The organism is Streptomyces sp. NPDC101234, assembly GCF_044767525.1.
Classification (GTDB): domain Bacteria; phylum Actinomycetota; class Actinomycetes; order Streptomycetales; family Streptomycetaceae; genus Streptomyces; species Streptomyces sasae.
On record NZ_JBIWOA010000001.1, the window covers coordinates 78928 to 94128 of the forward strand.

Annotated in this window: 11 protein-coding genes; 10 read left to right on the forward strand and 1 reads right to left on the reverse strand. The window is 71.6% G+C overall.

All coding sequences use genetic code 11. The annotated features are described in order from the left end of the window. The first annotated feature begins 128 nt into the window (after positions 1-128). The 3 genes from ACIRR9_RS00425 to ACIRR9_RS00435 all read left to right on the forward strand — a co-directional run bounded on the left by ACIRR9_RS00425 (position 129) and on the right by ACIRR9_RS00435 (position 6519). Positions 129-2741 carry a protein kinase gene (locus tag ACIRR9_RS00425; protein WP_403746005.1) on the forward strand — a complete coding sequence of 871 codons (2613 nt, stop codon included), beginning with the start codon at positions 129-131 and terminating at the stop codon, positions 2739-2741. Positions 2742-2979: 238 nt separating this feature from the next. After that, the gene (locus tag ACIRR9_RS00430; RefSeq protein ID WP_403746007.1) at positions 2980-4743 is read left to right on the forward strand and encodes a serine/threonine-protein kinase; all 1764 of its coding nucleotides are present in this window, start codon (positions 2980-2982) and stop codon (positions 4741-4743) included. A gap of 159 nt (positions 4744-4902) precedes the next feature. Then, entirely contained in the window at positions 4903-6519 is a 1617-nt protein-coding gene (locus ACIRR9_RS00435) for a serine/threonine-protein kinase (protein ID WP_403746008.1), read from the forward strand. Positions 6520-6547: 28 nt separating this feature from the next. Here ACIRR9_RS00435 and ACIRR9_RS00440 read toward each other — a convergent pair whose 3' ends face one another. After that, a complete protein-coding gene (locus ACIRR9_RS00440) occupies positions 6548-8446 on the reverse strand; it encodes a glycosyltransferase family 2 protein (protein ID WP_403746010.1) in 1899 nt (632 codons plus the stop codon). Between the two features lie 463 nt (positions 8447-8909). On the opposite strand from ACIRR9_RS00440, the gene ACIRR9_RS00445 reads away from it, so the two are divergent. The 7 genes from ACIRR9_RS00445 (at position 8910) to ACIRR9_RS00475 (ending at position 15164) form a co-directional block, all read left to right on the forward strand. After that, the gene (locus ACIRR9_RS00445) at positions 8910-9512 is read left to right on the forward strand and encodes an FG-GAP and VCBS repeat-containing protein (protein ID WP_403746011.1); all 603 of its coding nucleotides are present in this window, start codon (positions 8910-8912) and stop codon (positions 9510-9512) included. Positions 9513-9541: 29 nt separating this feature from the next. Beyond that, a complete protein-coding gene (locus ACIRR9_RS00450) occupies positions 9542-10033 on the forward strand; it encodes a hypothetical protein (protein WP_403746013.1) in 492 nt (163 codons plus the stop codon). A 32-nt stretch (positions 10034-10065) separates the two neighbouring features. Further along, a complete protein-coding gene (locus ACIRR9_RS00455; RefSeq protein WP_403746015.1) occupies positions 10066-10923 on the forward strand; it encodes a hypothetical protein in 858 nt (285 codons plus the stop codon). Next, positions 10899-11825, forward strand: a complete 927-nt coding sequence (locus ACIRR9_RS00460; protein ID WP_403746018.1) for a DNRLRE domain-containing protein — start codon at positions 10899-10901, stop codon at positions 11823-11825. Before ACIRR9_RS00455 ends, ACIRR9_RS00460 begins: the two co-directional genes overlap by 25 nt. Before the next feature lie 6 nt (positions 11826-11831). Further along, a complete protein-coding gene (locus tag ACIRR9_RS00465) occupies positions 11832-12389 on the forward strand; it encodes a hypothetical protein (RefSeq protein ID WP_403746021.1) in 558 nt (185 codons plus the stop codon). Positions 12390-12527: 138 nt separating this feature from the next. After that, positions 12528-13409, forward strand: a complete 882-nt coding sequence (locus ACIRR9_RS00470) for a serine/threonine-protein kinase (protein ID WP_403746024.1) — start codon at positions 12528-12530, stop codon at positions 13407-13409. Positions 13410-13535: 126 nt separating this feature from the next. Next, positions 13536-15164, forward strand: a complete 1629-nt coding sequence (locus ACIRR9_RS00475) for a succinic semialdehyde dehydrogenase (RefSeq protein ID WP_365336713.1) — start codon at positions 13536-13538, stop codon at positions 15162-15164. The last annotated feature ends 37 nt before the right edge of the window (positions 15165-15201 follow it).

The following is a 15201-nucleotide window of genomic DNA, read 5'->3' on the forward strand; positions in this document are numbered from 1 at the left end:
ATCCCCACAATGCGAATTGCCTCCGGCACGTATCGTGAGTGGTTGCGGACCGTACACATCCAGGTATGGATACGGAACGGGCCGCGAAACGAACGGATTTGACCAGCCGGGCGGCCGGGGGAGGCAACGTGGACGACTATGCGGGTCGGGTGCTCGCCGACCGCTACCGCCTGCCGCTGCCCCCCTCCGACGAGTACGAACACACCGAGACCCGGGCCTTCGACACCTACAGCGGGCAGGAAGTGTTCGTCCGGCAGGTGCCGTTGCCCGAGGTGGTCGAGGCGGAGGTGCTCGACGCGGAGGGGCTGCCCGACGGGTTCACAGCCCGTGACCGCGGCACGCGCCGACCGCCGGCGGCCCGCACCGCGACACGCCGGCCGAGCGATCCCGCGGTGCGCCGCGCCGTAGAGGCCGCGCAGGCCGCCGCCCGGATCCCCGACCATCCCCGGCTCGACCAGGTCTTCGACGTGTTCGCCGAGGGCGGTTCGCTGTGGATCGTCAGCGAGGCGGTCGCCGCGCGGTCGCTGGCGGCGGTGCTCGCCGAGCAGCCCCTGACCCCGTACCGGGCGGCCGAGGTCGCCTCCGACGTGCTGATGGCACTGCGGGTGCTGCACGCGCACGGCTGGGTGCACCGCAACATCACCGCCCGCACGGTCCTCGTCTGCGACGACGGCCGGGTGATGCTGACCGGCCTCGCGGTCGGGGCGGCGGAAGAGGCGCTGTGCGGGTACGACCCGGTGCCGGTTCCGGAAGGAGACAGCGGCGGCGAGGCCGGCGGTCCCCGTCCGGTCGGCCAGGCGGAAGGTTCCTCCGCAGTCGCGGGAGCCGGCGGACAAGGTGGTGCCGGCGGGCAAGGCGGTGTGCCCGGTGTCCCGGAGGTGGATCCCGAGGCCGCGAGGCGCGCCGCCATTCAGGCGCGGGCTGCCGGTGGCCTGCCGTCGGCCGGTCCGGACGAGGGTTCGGGCGAGAGCGGTACGGGCGCGGTGGAGCGGCGGGCGCTGGAGACCGGCGCGGACATCCGGGCCGCCCGGGCCGGGGCGATCGCCGCGTACCGGGCGGGGGCCAGGGCCGCGGCCCGGGTCCAGGAGGCCCAGCAGAACGGACGGGCCGCGCTGCCCGGCGCCCGGCCGCCGGCCGACGCCGACACCGGCGCGACGCAACCGCCGTACCTTCCGGGACAGGCCAACGGCGCGACGCAACCGCCGTACGCCAACGGGCAGGCGCAGGCGCAGGCGCAGACGCAGACGCAGGGGCCGGGCGGGCCGCCCGGGCAGATCGCCGATCCGTACGGTGTGCGGGGCGCGCCCTCGCCCTGGCACGGAGCCGTGCCGCGCCCCCAGCCTGGTGCGAGCCCGGCGGTGGCGGCCGGTCAGGAGCGCACCGCGCTCCCGGCGCCCGGCGCCGAGGTGCCCGTCCCCCGTCCGAACCAGCAGCCGGCGGTGCTGCCCGCGCAGGGCGCGGTCCGCTGGGCCGAGCCGGCCGCTCCCGTCCCCGGGCGGCGCGGGCCCGCCACCGCGCTGGCCGCCGAGCGGGCGCGGCAGGTGCGGATGACCGTGGTCGGACCGGTGACCGAGCGGTGGGCGCCGGAGCAGGCCGGGCCGGTGCACGAGAACTGGCAGTTGGCGGCGCCCATCGGACCGGCCACCGATCTGTGGGCGCTCGGCGCGCTGCTGTTCCGCGCGGTGCAGGGACACGCGCCGTATCCGGAGGAGTCGACGGCCGAACTGGTCCAGTTGGTGTGCTCGGAGCCGCCCGCCTTCGCGGAGGAGTGCGGGTCGCTCAGGCCGGTCGTGGAGTCGTTGCTGCGTCAGGACCCCACCGAGCGGCTGGACTTCGAGGAGCTGCGCGGCTGGCTGCGTTCGCTGGTGCGGTCCGCGCCCGAGCCCGACGCCGGTACGTATGTCGTCGCCGCTCCGCCCGCCGACCCCAAGCGGCTGCCGATCGTCCGGCGCCGCGGGGAGCTGGTCCGCAGGCGCAAGGCCGGGCTCCCGGCGACCCACGGCCGGCACAAGCGGGCCCGGCAGGAGGCCGGGTCCCCGCGCAGACTGGGCCGTACGCTGCTTCTGCTGGTCCTGCTCCTGCTGGCCGCGGCGGTCGCGTACGCCATGCTGTTCCTGCCCAAGAAGGGCAGCGCGGACGACAGCGGCGCGGGGACCGGCGACCGGACGGGCGCGGCCGGCGAGGTCAGTACCGCGCCGAGCCCGAGTTCCAGGCCCACCCCGACGCCGACCTCGACTCCGTCCACGGAGACGCAGACCACCTCCGGTTCGACCGGCGGCGCCTCCGTCGGCGACGGGTTCACCCTGCGCAACGACCCGGACGGCTTCCAGGTCGCCGTCGCCAAGGGCTGGAGCCGCACCCCGAGGAACGGCAGCGGCCAGGTGATCTACTCGCACGGGAAGTTCGAGCTGATCGTGGTGGCCGGGCGGGACAGCGCGGCGACGTACGGGAACGACCCGATGACGTACCAGCGGGACAAGGAGCCGGAGCTGCAGCCGTACCGCGACTCCAGCTGGGCCACGGCGGGCGGGCTGCGGACCATCACGGTGGGCCAGCAGGTGTCGGCCGAGGGGCAGTTCACGTGGACGGACAGCCAGGAGGGCGACCTGTTCGTGCGCAACATGGTCTTCCTGATCGACGGGCGGTACCACATCGTGCAGGTGCGCGGCCCGGAGTCGGAGCGGGACGAGGTCACCAGGCTGTACGAGCAGGCGTCGGCGACCTACAAGTACACGGGCTGAGCGGCGGTCGTACACGTACCCGGGCTGAGCGGTGGTTGTACACGTACCCGGGCCGAGGTGCGGTCAACGCGTTGCCGGGGTGGTTGGTTCCCGTCCCCATGAGGGGATTTCGTTCACATCCCGTATGAGAAGCGAGAACCGTCACAGTGCTGTCTCCATGGGACCCCGCTGGTTCCCTGACCGCAGGCCGGTCCTTAGTCTGACCCTGACAAGAGCATTGCGGGGCAACGTGAATCAGATGCAGGGCCTGCTCATCGCGGGCCGCTACCGGATCGCCGACACCATCGGCAGCGGCGGCATGGGCCGGGTGTGGCGTGCCCATGACGAAGTGCTGCACCGGGCGGTCGCCATCAAGGAGTTGACGGCGGCGCTCTACGTATCCGAGAGCGAGCAGGCCGTTCTGCTGGCCCGCACCCGGGCCGAGGCGCGGGCCGCGGCGCGTATCAACCACTCCGCGGTCGTCACCGTCCACGACGTACTCGAACACGACGGCCGTCCGTGGATCGTCATGGAGCTGGTCGAGGGCCGTTCTCTGGCCGACGCGGTCAAGGAGCAGGGGCGCATCGAGCCGCGGGAGGCCGCGCGGATCGGGCTGTGGGTGCTGCGCGCGCTGCGCGCCGCGCACAGCGCCGGTGTGCTGCACCGGGACGTCAAGCCGGGCAACGTGCTGCTCGGCAACGACGGCCGGGTCCTCCTGACCGACTTCGGCATCGCGCAGATCGAGGGCGACACGACCATCACCCGTACCGGGGAGGTCGTGGGATCCGTCGACTATCTCGCGCCGGAGCGCGTGCGCGGGCACGATCCGGGTCCCTCCTCCGACCTGTGGGCGCTGGGCGCCACGCTGTACACGGCGGTGGAGGGGCGCTCGCCGTTCCGCCGCACCTCACCGCTGACCACCATGCAGGCGGTCGTGGAGGAAGAGGCCGGCGTGCCGCTCAACGCGGGCCCGCTGGAACCGGTCATCACCGGGCTGCTGCGCAAGGAACCGGCCGAGCGGCCCGGGCCCGAGGAACTCGAGCAGATGCTCGCCGAGGCGGCGGAGGGACGGCGGCCGAGCGGGGCGCAGGCGTATGTGCCGACGCAGTCACAGACCGGCGGCGAGACCTGGCTGGACTCCGCGGGCTCGCAGGAGAGGCCGTCCGGGAGCACGTACGGCACCGCGCTGGCCGGCGGGTACGGCAGCTCGCAGAGCGGCGCGCACGGCGGCTCGCAGGCGGAGACGTACGGCAGCTCGCGGACCGGGGGTTACGCCGGCTCGTACGGGGGGCAGCGGCCCTCGGGCGCCGGCTCCATGTCCGCGTCGACGACGATCGGCCCGTCGTCCACCCCCGTCCAGCCGAAGCGGCGCCGGCTGCGCACGCTCGTGCTCGTCGTCGCCGTGGCCGCGCTGCTCGGTGGCGGTGGGGCCGTCGCCCTGCAGAAGTGGGACTCCAGGAAGCAGCAGGACGACACCGGCAGCGTGGTCTCACCGGCCACGTCCGGCTCTTCCTCCCAGGGCGCGACCACGGCCCTGACCGGCACGACTCCCGCCGGCTGGGAGCGGCGCAAGGACCCGGTGGGCTTCAGCATCTCCCTGCCCAAGGGGTGGAAGCGGTCCGTCTCCATCGACCAGGACGGCCTCCAGCAGGTCGACTTCACGCCCGACAAGGGCAAGCACCTCGTGCGGGTCGCCGTCGACACCGCGCCGGACTTCAGCACCTCGTACGCGCACATGAAGAACCTGCAGCAGCAGGTCTCGAAGCGGCTGATCAGCTACCAGGAGCTGAGCCTCAAGCAGGAGCTCTTCCGCGACCAGCCGGGCGTCCGCTGGGAGTACACCTGGAACGCGCGGGCCCAGGACGCGCCCCACTACTTCCCGGGGCCCTACCACGCGATCGACGTCGGGTACATGAACAGCGCCGGCACCGAGTACGCCGTCTACGAGGCCTCGCCGGCCGACGACTGGGACACCACCAGCAAGCAGTTCGACGTGATCCTGCGGGGCTTCCAGGAGGGCTGACCCGAGTGGAACAGCGCGCCGCCGTCCTTCCCGGGACGGCGGCGCACTCGGCCGTTCCCCGCGGAGGCCCGGGCGTGGTCCGTGCGAGAACGGACTGTCGTGCGCACTTGGCCGGTCACCGCGCCGGAAGGGGTCGGTCCGGTGCGGCATCATGGGGCCATGGGGACCGACGGGGACGCCGTACGGCTGGTCGCGGGGCGTTATCGCCTGGAAACGCGGCTCGGGCGAGGCGGGATGGGTGTCGTATGGCGGGCGACCGACCAGTTGCTGGGGCGGCAGGTCGCCGTCAAGGAGCTCGCCCTCGACGACTCCCGCTCGGACGACGAGGCCCGGCTGCGCCGCGACCGCACCCTGCGTGAGGCACAGGCGGTCGCACAGCTTCACCACCCGCACATCATCGTCGTCCATGACGTCGTGGAGGACGGTGAACGGCCCTATATCGTCATGGAGTTGATCGACGGCGGTTCGCTCGCCGACCGGATCTCGCGAGGCGGGCCCGTGGACGTCGGCGAGGCCGCGCGGATCGGGATCGATCTGCTGAGCGCGCTGCGGACGGCGCACGAGGCGGGCGTGCTGCACCGGGACATCAAGCCGGCGAACGTGCTCGTCGAGGCCGGCACCGGGCGGGTCGTGCTCACCGACTTCGGTATCGCCCAGGTCGCCGGCGCCACCACGCTCACCGAGACCGGCTCCTTCGTCGGCTCACCCGAGTACACCGCGCCGGAGCGGATGTCCGGCTCCCGTTCCGGTCCGGCGTCCGATCTGTGGTCGCTGGGCGCTCTGCTGTGCGCGGCGCTCAGCGGCGAGTCGCCGTTCCGGCGCGACTCGTTCGGCGGGATCCTGCACGCCGTGGTCTCCGACGAGATCCGGCCACCGGCCCAGGCGGAGCCGCTGCTGCCCGTCGTACGGGGGCTGCTGGAGCGGGATCCCGAACGGCGGCTGGGCGCGGCGGAGGCCGAGCGGATGCTGCGCGCGTTCCTGGAGACGGGGGCCGTGGCGGTCGCCACTTCGATGGGGAGCGTGGGCGTCGCGTCGTACACGCCCACCCAGCGGGACGTGCCGCGGCCCCCCGCTCCGGAGCCGCCCGCGCCGCCCCGGTACTCGCCCCGCGGAATGCTGGTCGCCGCGCTGCTGGTCGCCGCGATGGCCGGGGCGGGGGTGTCGGCGGCGGCGCTGCTGTTCAACGGGGGCGGGGGCGGGGGAACGCCGGGCCCCGGCGGTACGACGGCGGTCTCGGCATCACATACGGCGGCCACGGCCTCGACCCCGCCGCCCTCCGCGCAGTCCACCGCCCTGACCTCCTCGCCCTCACCCCCGGCGACCAACTCCCACACCGTGCCCTCCGGTTACCGCCTCGCGCAGGACCCGGCCGGCTTCTCCCTCGCCGTACCGGAGGACTTCACCCGCGACCCGCAGGGCGAGCGCGTCTTCTACATGTCGCCGGGGCAGACCTTCCGGCTCGGCATCAAGGTCGCCGAGTCGCAGGTCGGCGGACCGGGGACGGTGATGCGCCGGGCGGCGGCCGAGGGGCCGAGCACCAACCCCGGCTATCACGACGGCCGGGTCACCGACACCACCCACGCCGGACACCCCGCGGCCTACTGGGAGTTCACCTGGAACGGCTTCAGCGCGTCCGAGGGACCCCGGCACACCTACGACCTCTGCTGGGAGGAGGGCGGCCGGATGTACGACGTGTGGGTGTCGGCTCCGGTGGGGAAGGTGCGCGAGGCCCGGGAGTACTTCGACGTCGCGGTGGACACGTTCACGGCGGGGTGAGGGCCAGGGACGGATACGGCCCGCGGCCTCACGGGACGCGTTTCACCGCGTCCAGCAGACGACGGCCGGTGCCAGGGCGATGAGCGGGGCCCTCCAGCCCTACCACGGCACCCTTGCGAACGACCGCGTAGGCCACCGGCGCCGGCGCCTTCGGGAGGGTGACCGGGTGCCGTCCCGACGGCAGCTCAAGGCGGGCCGGGAGGCGCAGGTGCGCCACTCCGCCCTCCGGGACCAGCTCGGCGTTCACCGTCAGCGCGGCCACGGTGACCTTGACGGGCGCCGGGGCGGTGGACCCGGCCGCCGCCACATACGGCAACGGGAGCATGTGCCTGCCGCGGGCGGAGTTCGCGGCGGCGGCGTCGGCCGTGTCAGGGCCGAGCCTGCGCAGGCGGGGGCCCACATCGAGGGTGAGCTGAGCCCTGCCCGCCGTCCAGTACGGGAGGGCGAGCCGCCCGCCGGTCAGCCCCGGCCCCGTGGCGGCCGGGGTGTTCGCAGTGGCGTCGCCGGTCATGCGGATCAACCGGTCGATGCCCAGGAACTGGACGTACGCCCACACCTCGTGCGGCCCGCGCTCCAGTGGACGGCCGCCCGCCAGCCGCTCCGGATCCAGTCTCAGCCGCCCGGACGCGACGAGCCGGGACCGGCCTTCCCCGAGTGGTTCCAGCCGTACCTCCAGGTCACCTTCCGGGTACCACCAGTCCTCCCGGTCCCGGTCCTTGACGACCAGTTCGGCATAGGCGAGCCGGGACGGATCACGGACCTCCCAGCCGTCCTCGGTCCCCGGCACTCCACCCAGCAACTCAGGGTCGAGCCAGTGCTTCCCGTCCCGCTGCTCGAGTACCAGGGGCTCGCCGTCCCCTCGCACCAGGCTCAGTCCGACGTCGGCGACCAGGCGGCCGTCCTCCCAACGGGGTTCACCCGTCTCGCCGTGCGCCTGCACCCCGCGGACGTGCTCCGCGAACGCGACCGCGCCTTCGAAGTCGCCGCGTTCGAGGAGTTCGGCCCGCAGCTGTGACACCGCGGGCAGTCCCTTCCGTACGGCTGGCGGGAACTCCTCCAGGGCCAGCCGGCGGGCTGTCTCGAAACGCGGGCGCTGATCGGCCGGGACCTCACGCAGGACTTCGGGCTCACGGGCGCGGGCGAGGATCTCCACCTGGTAGAGGCGGTGCAGCAGCCGGTTCTGCAGGGCGTCGGGGTCGTCGGAGGGTGTCGTGCCGTCCTTGATCTGGCGGACGATGGTGCGGATGTTGGGCCAGAACCCGTACCGGGGGTCGAACCGGTGCTGGGTGTTGTTGCCTCCGTCGTCCCGCTTCATCCAGTAGTAGCAGGGGTAGTCGGCGAGGACGGCTATGCGCTGCGCCTTCAGATAGGCGGCGGTGACGAAGAGCATGTCCTCGAGGAACCACGGCCCCTCCGGGAAGCGCAGCCCGTGCTGCTCGACGAAGGCCCGCCGGAACATCTTGTGCGGCGTCAGTGTCTGCATCAGCTCGTCGTTCTCGATCGTGCAGGCGTCCACCGTGTGCCGGAACACCCGTCGGGGCCGCACCATCGTGCTGGACATCTTGCCGAGTACGACGTCGGCGTCGTTCCGTTTCGCGTGCTCGTACAGCCGTTCCAGAGCCTCGGGTCCGAGCATGTCGTCATGGTCGACGAACTGCACGTACTCGCCCTCGGCATGCCGCATGCCGAGGTTGCGTGGCGCACCCGGCCAGCCCGAGTTCGGCCGGGTGTGGACCCGGACGTTGGCGTGCGCGGCGGCAATCCTTTCCAACCGGGGCAGAGTGTCGTCCGTCGAGCCGTCGTCGACGTAGATCACCTCGTACTCGTCCGACGGCAGGCTCTGCTCCAGCAGCGACGGCGCGCACTCGTCGACGTACGTCCCGGTGTTGTAGACGGGAACGATGACGCTGACCTTTATTCTCGGCATTCTCAGGAATTTATCTGAATTGCCAGGTCTTGGCGAACCGTTTACGGATCGGATGGGGCGTGCGGTGCGGAATTCGGTGACCGAAGGAAATGGATTCGGATATTCCGGTGCCCTGATAACCGAGGTGGAGGCTATTCGCAGGTAAGTCAGGTAAGAAGCATCTTACGGTCATGAACATATCACGACTGCCCTGGACCCGTCATGTGAAAATCCAGTGAAGTGTCGGGCCGTCGCCTCGCCTCGGGTCGCGAGTGGCGGGCTTTTCGTCCCTATTTGACGCCTGGAGCCCTCTTCTCGTTCGTTGCGGCGCATGAGGGAAAGATGGTCACGCTCTGTGTGCTTGCTGTGTGCATCCGGTTTTGCCGTCGGCCTTGACGGTTTTTATTTGGGTCGTATTTGGTCTGCTCTTACGTCATTCATAGGGTGGACTTACCTGGTGTGCCCGGAAAATGAGGGGTGGGGTGTGCGCACGCGTACACATCTGGCCAGGGGGCTAGCCGCATTGGCGGGGCTTTTCCTGGCCGCTACGGGGGTCGTGACGTTGGCATCGCCGGAGGCGGCGGCCGCAACGTGCACGGCTGGGACGGCGAACGACTTCAACGGCGACGGCGTGGGCGATGTGGTCATCGCGGACCCGGGCGCCACAGTGAACGGAGCCAAGAAGGCCGGGCTGGTGCGCGTGGTGCTCGGCGGAGGCAAGGGGGTGTCCGAGATTTCGCAGGCCACCACGGGGATGCCTGCGGTTCCGGAAGCCGGCGACGGCTTCGGCACCTCCTATGCCGCGTACGACGCCGACGGGGACGGCTGCACCGACCTGGCCGTGGGCACACCGTACGAGGACGTGGCCAAGAACGGCGGGCAGCTCGTGGACGCCGGAGCGATCTACATCATCCATGGCACACCCACGGGGATCGGCGCGGGTTCTGCGATTCAGGGCTACACACAGGGCGAGTTCGACTCGGCCAGCACGACAGAGGCGTACGACTGGTTCGGGTTAGCAACCGCTACTTCGCCGTCAGCACGCCGGGTGAGGCCGTCGGTGACGCGGCGTTCGCCGGCGGAGTGACGGTCTTCAGCCACACCCTCTCCGGTGGCATGCCCAGGCCGCTCGTAGGGCTGACACAGGACAGTGCCGGAATCGGCGGTGCGCCGGAGGCGGGGGACCGCTTCGGAGCCTCGATCTCCATGACCGGCTACCGGTCCAGTGACCAGACGTACAACTCCGATGTGCTGCTGGCCGTCGGCGAGCCCGGCAAGGACACCGCCACGGTCAAGGACGCGGGCTCCGTGCACATCTTCCGGCCGGTAGACGCCGCCATCGTCACGAACGACAGGGAACTCACCCGGGGCTCCGGCCTGCCCGGCACCGCGACGGCACGTGACTACACGGGGATCGCGCTCATGGGCGGCAGCACCTACCTCTACGCCGGCGTGCCCTACAGCAAGGAGTCGGCCACATCGAAGGGCGTTCTCTACGTGACCTCGTGGACCAACGCCGACGGCTCCACCAGCACGGGAACCACCACCTATCAGCCTGGCGCAGCCGGCCTGCCCGACGCGGGCTCGACGTTCGGAGCGATGGGATGAGCGGCGGGCAGAGGAGCAGAAGGCGCAGCGCCATGGAGATCCGCAGGAGACCCGGACGCCGTCCCCTCGTCGCGGCAGCCGCCGTGGCGGCGCTGCTGACGACCGGTCTGAGCGTCGTCCCCGCACCGGCCGCCGAACAGACGTCGGCCGGCAAGAACACGTCCGCGGGCAGCGGCACGTCGCTCTCCCCGAACGCCGCCCGGACCAAGGCGAAGAAGTCCGGCAGGCCGGTCGAGATCCAGAGCCTGCGCGACGAACGCAGCACCACCGTCGCCAACCCGGACGGCACGTTCACCACCAGCGAGTACGTCCAGCCCGTCCGCACCCGCGTCGACGGGAAGTGGACGGACATCGACACCACCCTGGTCCGGCGGAAGAACGGCACCCTCGTCCCGAAGGCGGCGCTGACGGCCATGTCCTTCTCAGGCGGCGGTGACTCGGCCTTCGCCACGATCGAGAAGGACGGCCGCTCGCTCGCCCTCGACTGGCCCGGGAGGCTGCCGAAGCCGAAGCTGGACGGTTCGACCGCCACCTACCCGAACGTCCTGGACGGCGTGGACCTCAAGGTCACCGCCAGCGCCGAGGGCTTCTCGCACGTGCTGGTCGTCAAGAACGCGAAAGCCGCGGCCGACCCGGAGCTGGCGAAGCTGCGCCTGCCGCTCGACACCACCTCGGTGCAGCTGACGGAGACCGGGGACGGCGGGCTCACCGCCACCGACACCGGCTCGGGCGGCGCGGTCTTCGAGGCGCCGCAGCCGGTGATGTGGGACTCCAGCCACGCGAAGGAGGCCGACGCACCCGCCGCCGGCTCCGGCGACGAGGACACCCAGACGCCCCCGAGGGCGCCCAGGTGGCCGGCGTCGGCGTGGACGTCACCGCGGACTCGATGACGCTCAGCCCCGACGCGGGCCTGCTCACCGACGCCGACACGGTCTACCCGGTCTACATCGACCCGGTCGTCAAGACCGCCACCCGCACCGGCTGGACGATGGTCTCCTCGCACTACTCCAGCACCTCGTTCTGGAAGTTCGACGACGACGAAGGCGTGGGCCTGTGCCCCTCCGACGTGTCGGTCCGGTGCAGCAGCTTCACGGACGTCAAGCGGCAGTTCTTCGCGATCCCGACCGGGAGCTTCGCGGGCAGGGACATCGTCAGCGCCGAGTTCGCGGTGACGCAGGTGTTCACCTATGGCTCCAGCGCCCGTGAGGTGCAGCTCGCCCGGGTCAACAGCACCGGCGCGAGCGCGATCAGCTCGAACACCGACTGGGCGAACCAGCCGTCCTCGAAGACCACGATCGGCACCAAGTCGCCCACCGACAACGCCGGTTCGTGCACCTCGACCAACCAGAACGTCCGCTTCGACGTGCAGAGCACCATCCAGACCGCGTCCGACAAGGCCTGGGACACCACCACGTTCCGGCTGAAGGCGGGCAGCGAGTCCGACACCTCGTACTGGAAGCGTTTCTGCTGCAACGCGCACCTCGAAGTGACCTACAACCGGCCCCCGTTGGAGCCCGTCCAGGACGACCTGCAGATGAAGCCGGGCGGCACCTGCGAGTACGGCGCCGCCACCGAGCAGTCTCCGCCTCGCCGACTGCGTCGGCGGCTGGAACGAGTGCGGCCCCGGCCCGTCCACCCACCGCGGCGCGGTCGACACCCGGGACAGCAGCGGCTCGAACAGCGCTGCCACGACCACGTACACGCCGGCCCGGGCGACCGCACCGGTGTGTCCTCGCTGTGGGAGCCGCACTCCGCGCGGGCAGTTCGCCCCGGGCGCGACGCGGGAGAGTGATCTTCAGTGAAAGGAAGCGGCCGATGGGACTGGTCGGCGCTCACCTGCCAGACCCTTCCGGGAGAGCGGATTCCCGGATACCTGGAGCTGTTGCTGGACGAGGACAGCGGTGAGCGGCAGCGCGCCTACGGGGTTCTGTACTGCGAGGTCGCGAACCAGGGACAGTTGTACTCCGCGGCGGCAGCCTGCGTCGATGTACTGGTCGAGCGTCTGGAGAGGCGTGAACGTCTCCCCGCTGAGGCGGTGAGCCTTCTGGAGGCAGTCCTGAACGGTCGCGCGGTCGGGCTCTCCGTGATGCTGGACGGGGCGGACACGGATGTCGCCCAGTATGCGCGTCGGCGAATCCTGGACGGTGTGCCGACGCTGATCCGCCATGCGGAGGACGAAAGCCTCAACTGGTTCAAGGAGTTCTGTTTCCTCGTGCCGCAACTGGCCGACTCTTCCGCCGAGGTCGTCGACTACCTCAGGCGCTCGGCGGACCGCACCGGCGGTGAGCGGCAGGCACTCTGCCGTGAGGCGCTCGAAGAGGCCGAAGAGGTCGTACGGGACGGGCATATGCCGTAACTCCCTGACTGTCCTACCGCGCCTGGGAGGCGTGTTCGTGCGACGGTCGGGGCCCCTTCCGCGAGGAGGGGCCCCGACCCGTGCGCCTCTGACCGCGCCGCTTCGACAAGGGCATGGTGCGCGCGGTACTCATGTGGCATGAGCGAAGACGGCGAACAGCCGGTCGAGGGACGTCTGATCGGCGGGCGTTACCGGCTCGCCCAGCGCATCGGCTCCGGGCCGACCGGCACCGTGTGGCGCGCCCGCGACGAACAGGACGGACGGGACGTCGCCGTCAAGGAGCCCCGGCTGTCCGGTGCCGCGGACGACGAGGAACGGCAGCGCGCCGCACACCGGTTGCTGCACGAGGCCCGAGCCGCGGCCCGCGTCGACCACCCGGCCGCCGTCGCCATCCACGACGTACTCCTGGACGACGAACTGCCCTGGATCGTGATGGAGTGGGTGGAGGGGGAGTCGCTGCACTCCGCTCTCGCCGCCCGTGGGCCGTTGCCGGCTCCCGAGGCCGCCCGGGTCGGGCTCGCCGTCCTCGGGGCCCTGCACGCCGCCCACCGCGTCGGGATCGTGCACCGTGACCTCAAGCCGTCCAACGTCCTCATCGAGGCGGACGGCGAACGCGTCGTCGTCACCGACGTCGGTATCGGCGGGGGGCTGCAGGGCCGGAGCGACAGCGACTTCGTCGCTCCCGAGTGCGCCGCGGGGCGCTGTGCCGGACCCGCCTCCGATCTGTGGTCCCTCGGTGCCCTGCTCCGCGTGGCCACCGGCGGTACGGAGGGCGGCCTCGGGCCGCTGCTCGCACAACTCCTCGCCCCCGATCCCGAGGCACGGCCGACCGCCGCCGACGTCGCCGAGGCGCTGGCCGAGGCCGCCGGAGCCGGGCTTCCGGCGTGGGTGGCCGAGCCCCCGGCACCGGCTCCCGTCCACGCTCCGGTCCCGCCACCCCCGCCGGCTCCGGAAGCCCGCCGCCTCACTCCCCTCACCGCCCTCGGCCTGCTCCTCGCCAAAAAACCGGAACGCGGCTGATCGTCCTCACCCGAGGCGCTGATCAGCGCATTCTCTGCCAGTGATCACTGGCGGTGTGTGCGCACTCCGTGAAACCGGGTTACCCACGGGTACCCAAAGGCCCCGCTCCCGAATACCCTGCGGCTCATGACGGACTCGCAGGCCCCGGAGAAGACCGGTACGGACACGACCGGCACCAACCCCCTCGCCCCCGCCCCCGCCGGGGCACGAACGGCCGCCGACGTGGTCACGCCCGAGCTGGTCGCCCAGCTCACCAAGGGCGTCGTCGGCTCCGGACGTACGGCCAACCACACGCCCTTCACCGGCGAGAAGCTGGCGGACCTGCCCGAGTCCACCCCCGAGGACGTGGCCAAGGCCTATGACGCGGCCCGCGCCGCCCAGGCCGTGTGGGCGAAGGTGCCGGTACGGCAGCGCGCCGCCGTACTGCTCCGCTTCCACGACCTGATCCTGGCCCGCCAGGCCGAGGTCCTCGACCTCATCCAGCTGGAGACCGGCAAGGCCCGTCTGCACGCCCACGAAGAGGTGCAGGCCGTCGCCGTGGCCTCCCGCCACTACGGCCGCAAGGCCCCCGCCTACCTTCGCCCCAAGCGGCACGCGGGCGCCATGCCGACCCTCACCAAGGTCACCGAACTGCGCCACCCGCGCGGGGTCGTCGGCCAGATCGCCCCCTGGAACTACCCCCTCGAACTCTCCGTCGGCGACGCGCTCCCCGCCTTCGTCGCGGGCAACGCGGTCGTCATGAAGCCGGACACGGAGACCTGCCTGACCGCCCTGTGGGCGCGTGACCTGCTGATCGAGGCGGGGCTCCCCGCCGATGTCTTCCAGGTCGTCATCGGGGACGGTCCGGTCGTCGGGCCCGAGGTCGTCCGGCACGCCGACTACGTCTCCTTCACCGGCTCCACCCGCACCGGTCGCGAGGTCGCGCAGGGCGCGGCCGCCCGCCTGGTCGGCGTCTCCCTCGAACTCGGCGGCAAGAACGCCATGCTGGTCCTGGACGACGCCGACATAGAGAAGGCGGCCGCCGGCGCGGTCCGCGCCTGCTTCTCCTCGGCCGGACAGCTCTGCATCTCCATCGAGCGGCTGTACGTCCACGAGTCGATCGCCGACGCCTTCGTCGAGCGGTTCGCCGCCCGCACCAAGGCCATGCGCCTCGGCAAGTCCCTCGCCTACGGCGCCGACATGGGATCCCTGGTCGGCGAACGGCAGCTGGAGACCGTGACCCGGCATGTGGCGGAGGCCGTCGAGAAGGGCGCGACCGTCGTCGCCGGCGGCACCGCCCGCCCCGACATCGGCCCCTACTTCTACGAGCCCACGATCCTCGACGGGGTCGAGGACGCGATGGCCGTCTGCACGGAGGAGACCTTCGGCCCGGTCGTCTCCCTCTACCGCTTCAAGACGGAGGAGGAGGCCATCGAGCACGCCAACGGCACGCCGTACGGCCTCAACTCGTCCGTCTGGACGAAGAACGGCAGCCGCGGCCGCGCCGTCGCCGCCCGCCTGCGCACCGGCACGGTCAACGTCAACGAGGGCTACGCCCCCGCCTACGGCAGCGTCCAGTCCCCGATGGGCGGCATGAAGGACTCGGGTCTGGGCCGCCGCCACGGCTCGGAGGGCATCCTCAAGTACACCGAGGCGCAGACGGTCGCCCAGCAGCGGCTGCTGCCGATGGCCCCCTCGCTGGGCATGGACGACGAGAAGTACGCCCAGTTCATGAGCACGAGCCTGAAGGTGATGAAGGCACTGAGGCTGCGCTGAGGCGCCCCTTCAGGGGCGCTGGGGGAGGACCTGCGCG

What these genes read in the sequence shown, in the direction of transcription:
- ACIRR9_RS00455 (WP_403746015.1), top strand. Translation starts at nt 10,066, where the DNA reads ATGGAGATCCGCAGGAGACCCGGACGCCGTCCCCTCGTCGCGGCAGCC.
- ACIRR9_RS00430 (WP_403746007.1), top strand. Translation starts at nt 2,980, where the DNA reads ATGCAGGGCCTGCTCATCGCGGGCCGCTACCGGATCGCCGACACCATC.
- ACIRR9_RS00450 (WP_403746013.1), top strand. Translation starts at nt 9,542, where the DNA reads ATGCCCAGGCCGCTCGTAGGGCTGACACAGGACAGTGCCGGAATCGGC.
- ACIRR9_RS00440 (WP_403746010.1), bottom strand. Translation starts at nt 8,446, where the DNA reads ATGCCGAGAATAAAGGTCAGCGTCATCGTTCCCGTCTACAACACCGGG.
- ACIRR9_RS00475 (WP_365336713.1), top strand. Translation starts at nt 13,536, where the DNA reads ATGACGGACTCGCAGGCCCCGGAGAAGACCGGTACGGACACGACCGGC.
- ACIRR9_RS00470 (WP_403746024.1), top strand. Translation starts at nt 12,528, where the DNA reads ATGAGCGAAGACGGCGAACAGCCGGTCGAGGGACGTCTGATCGGCGGG.
- ACIRR9_RS00435 (WP_403746008.1), top strand. Translation starts at nt 4,903, where the DNA reads ATGGGGACCGACGGGGACGCCGTACGGCTGGTCGCGGGGCGTTATCGC.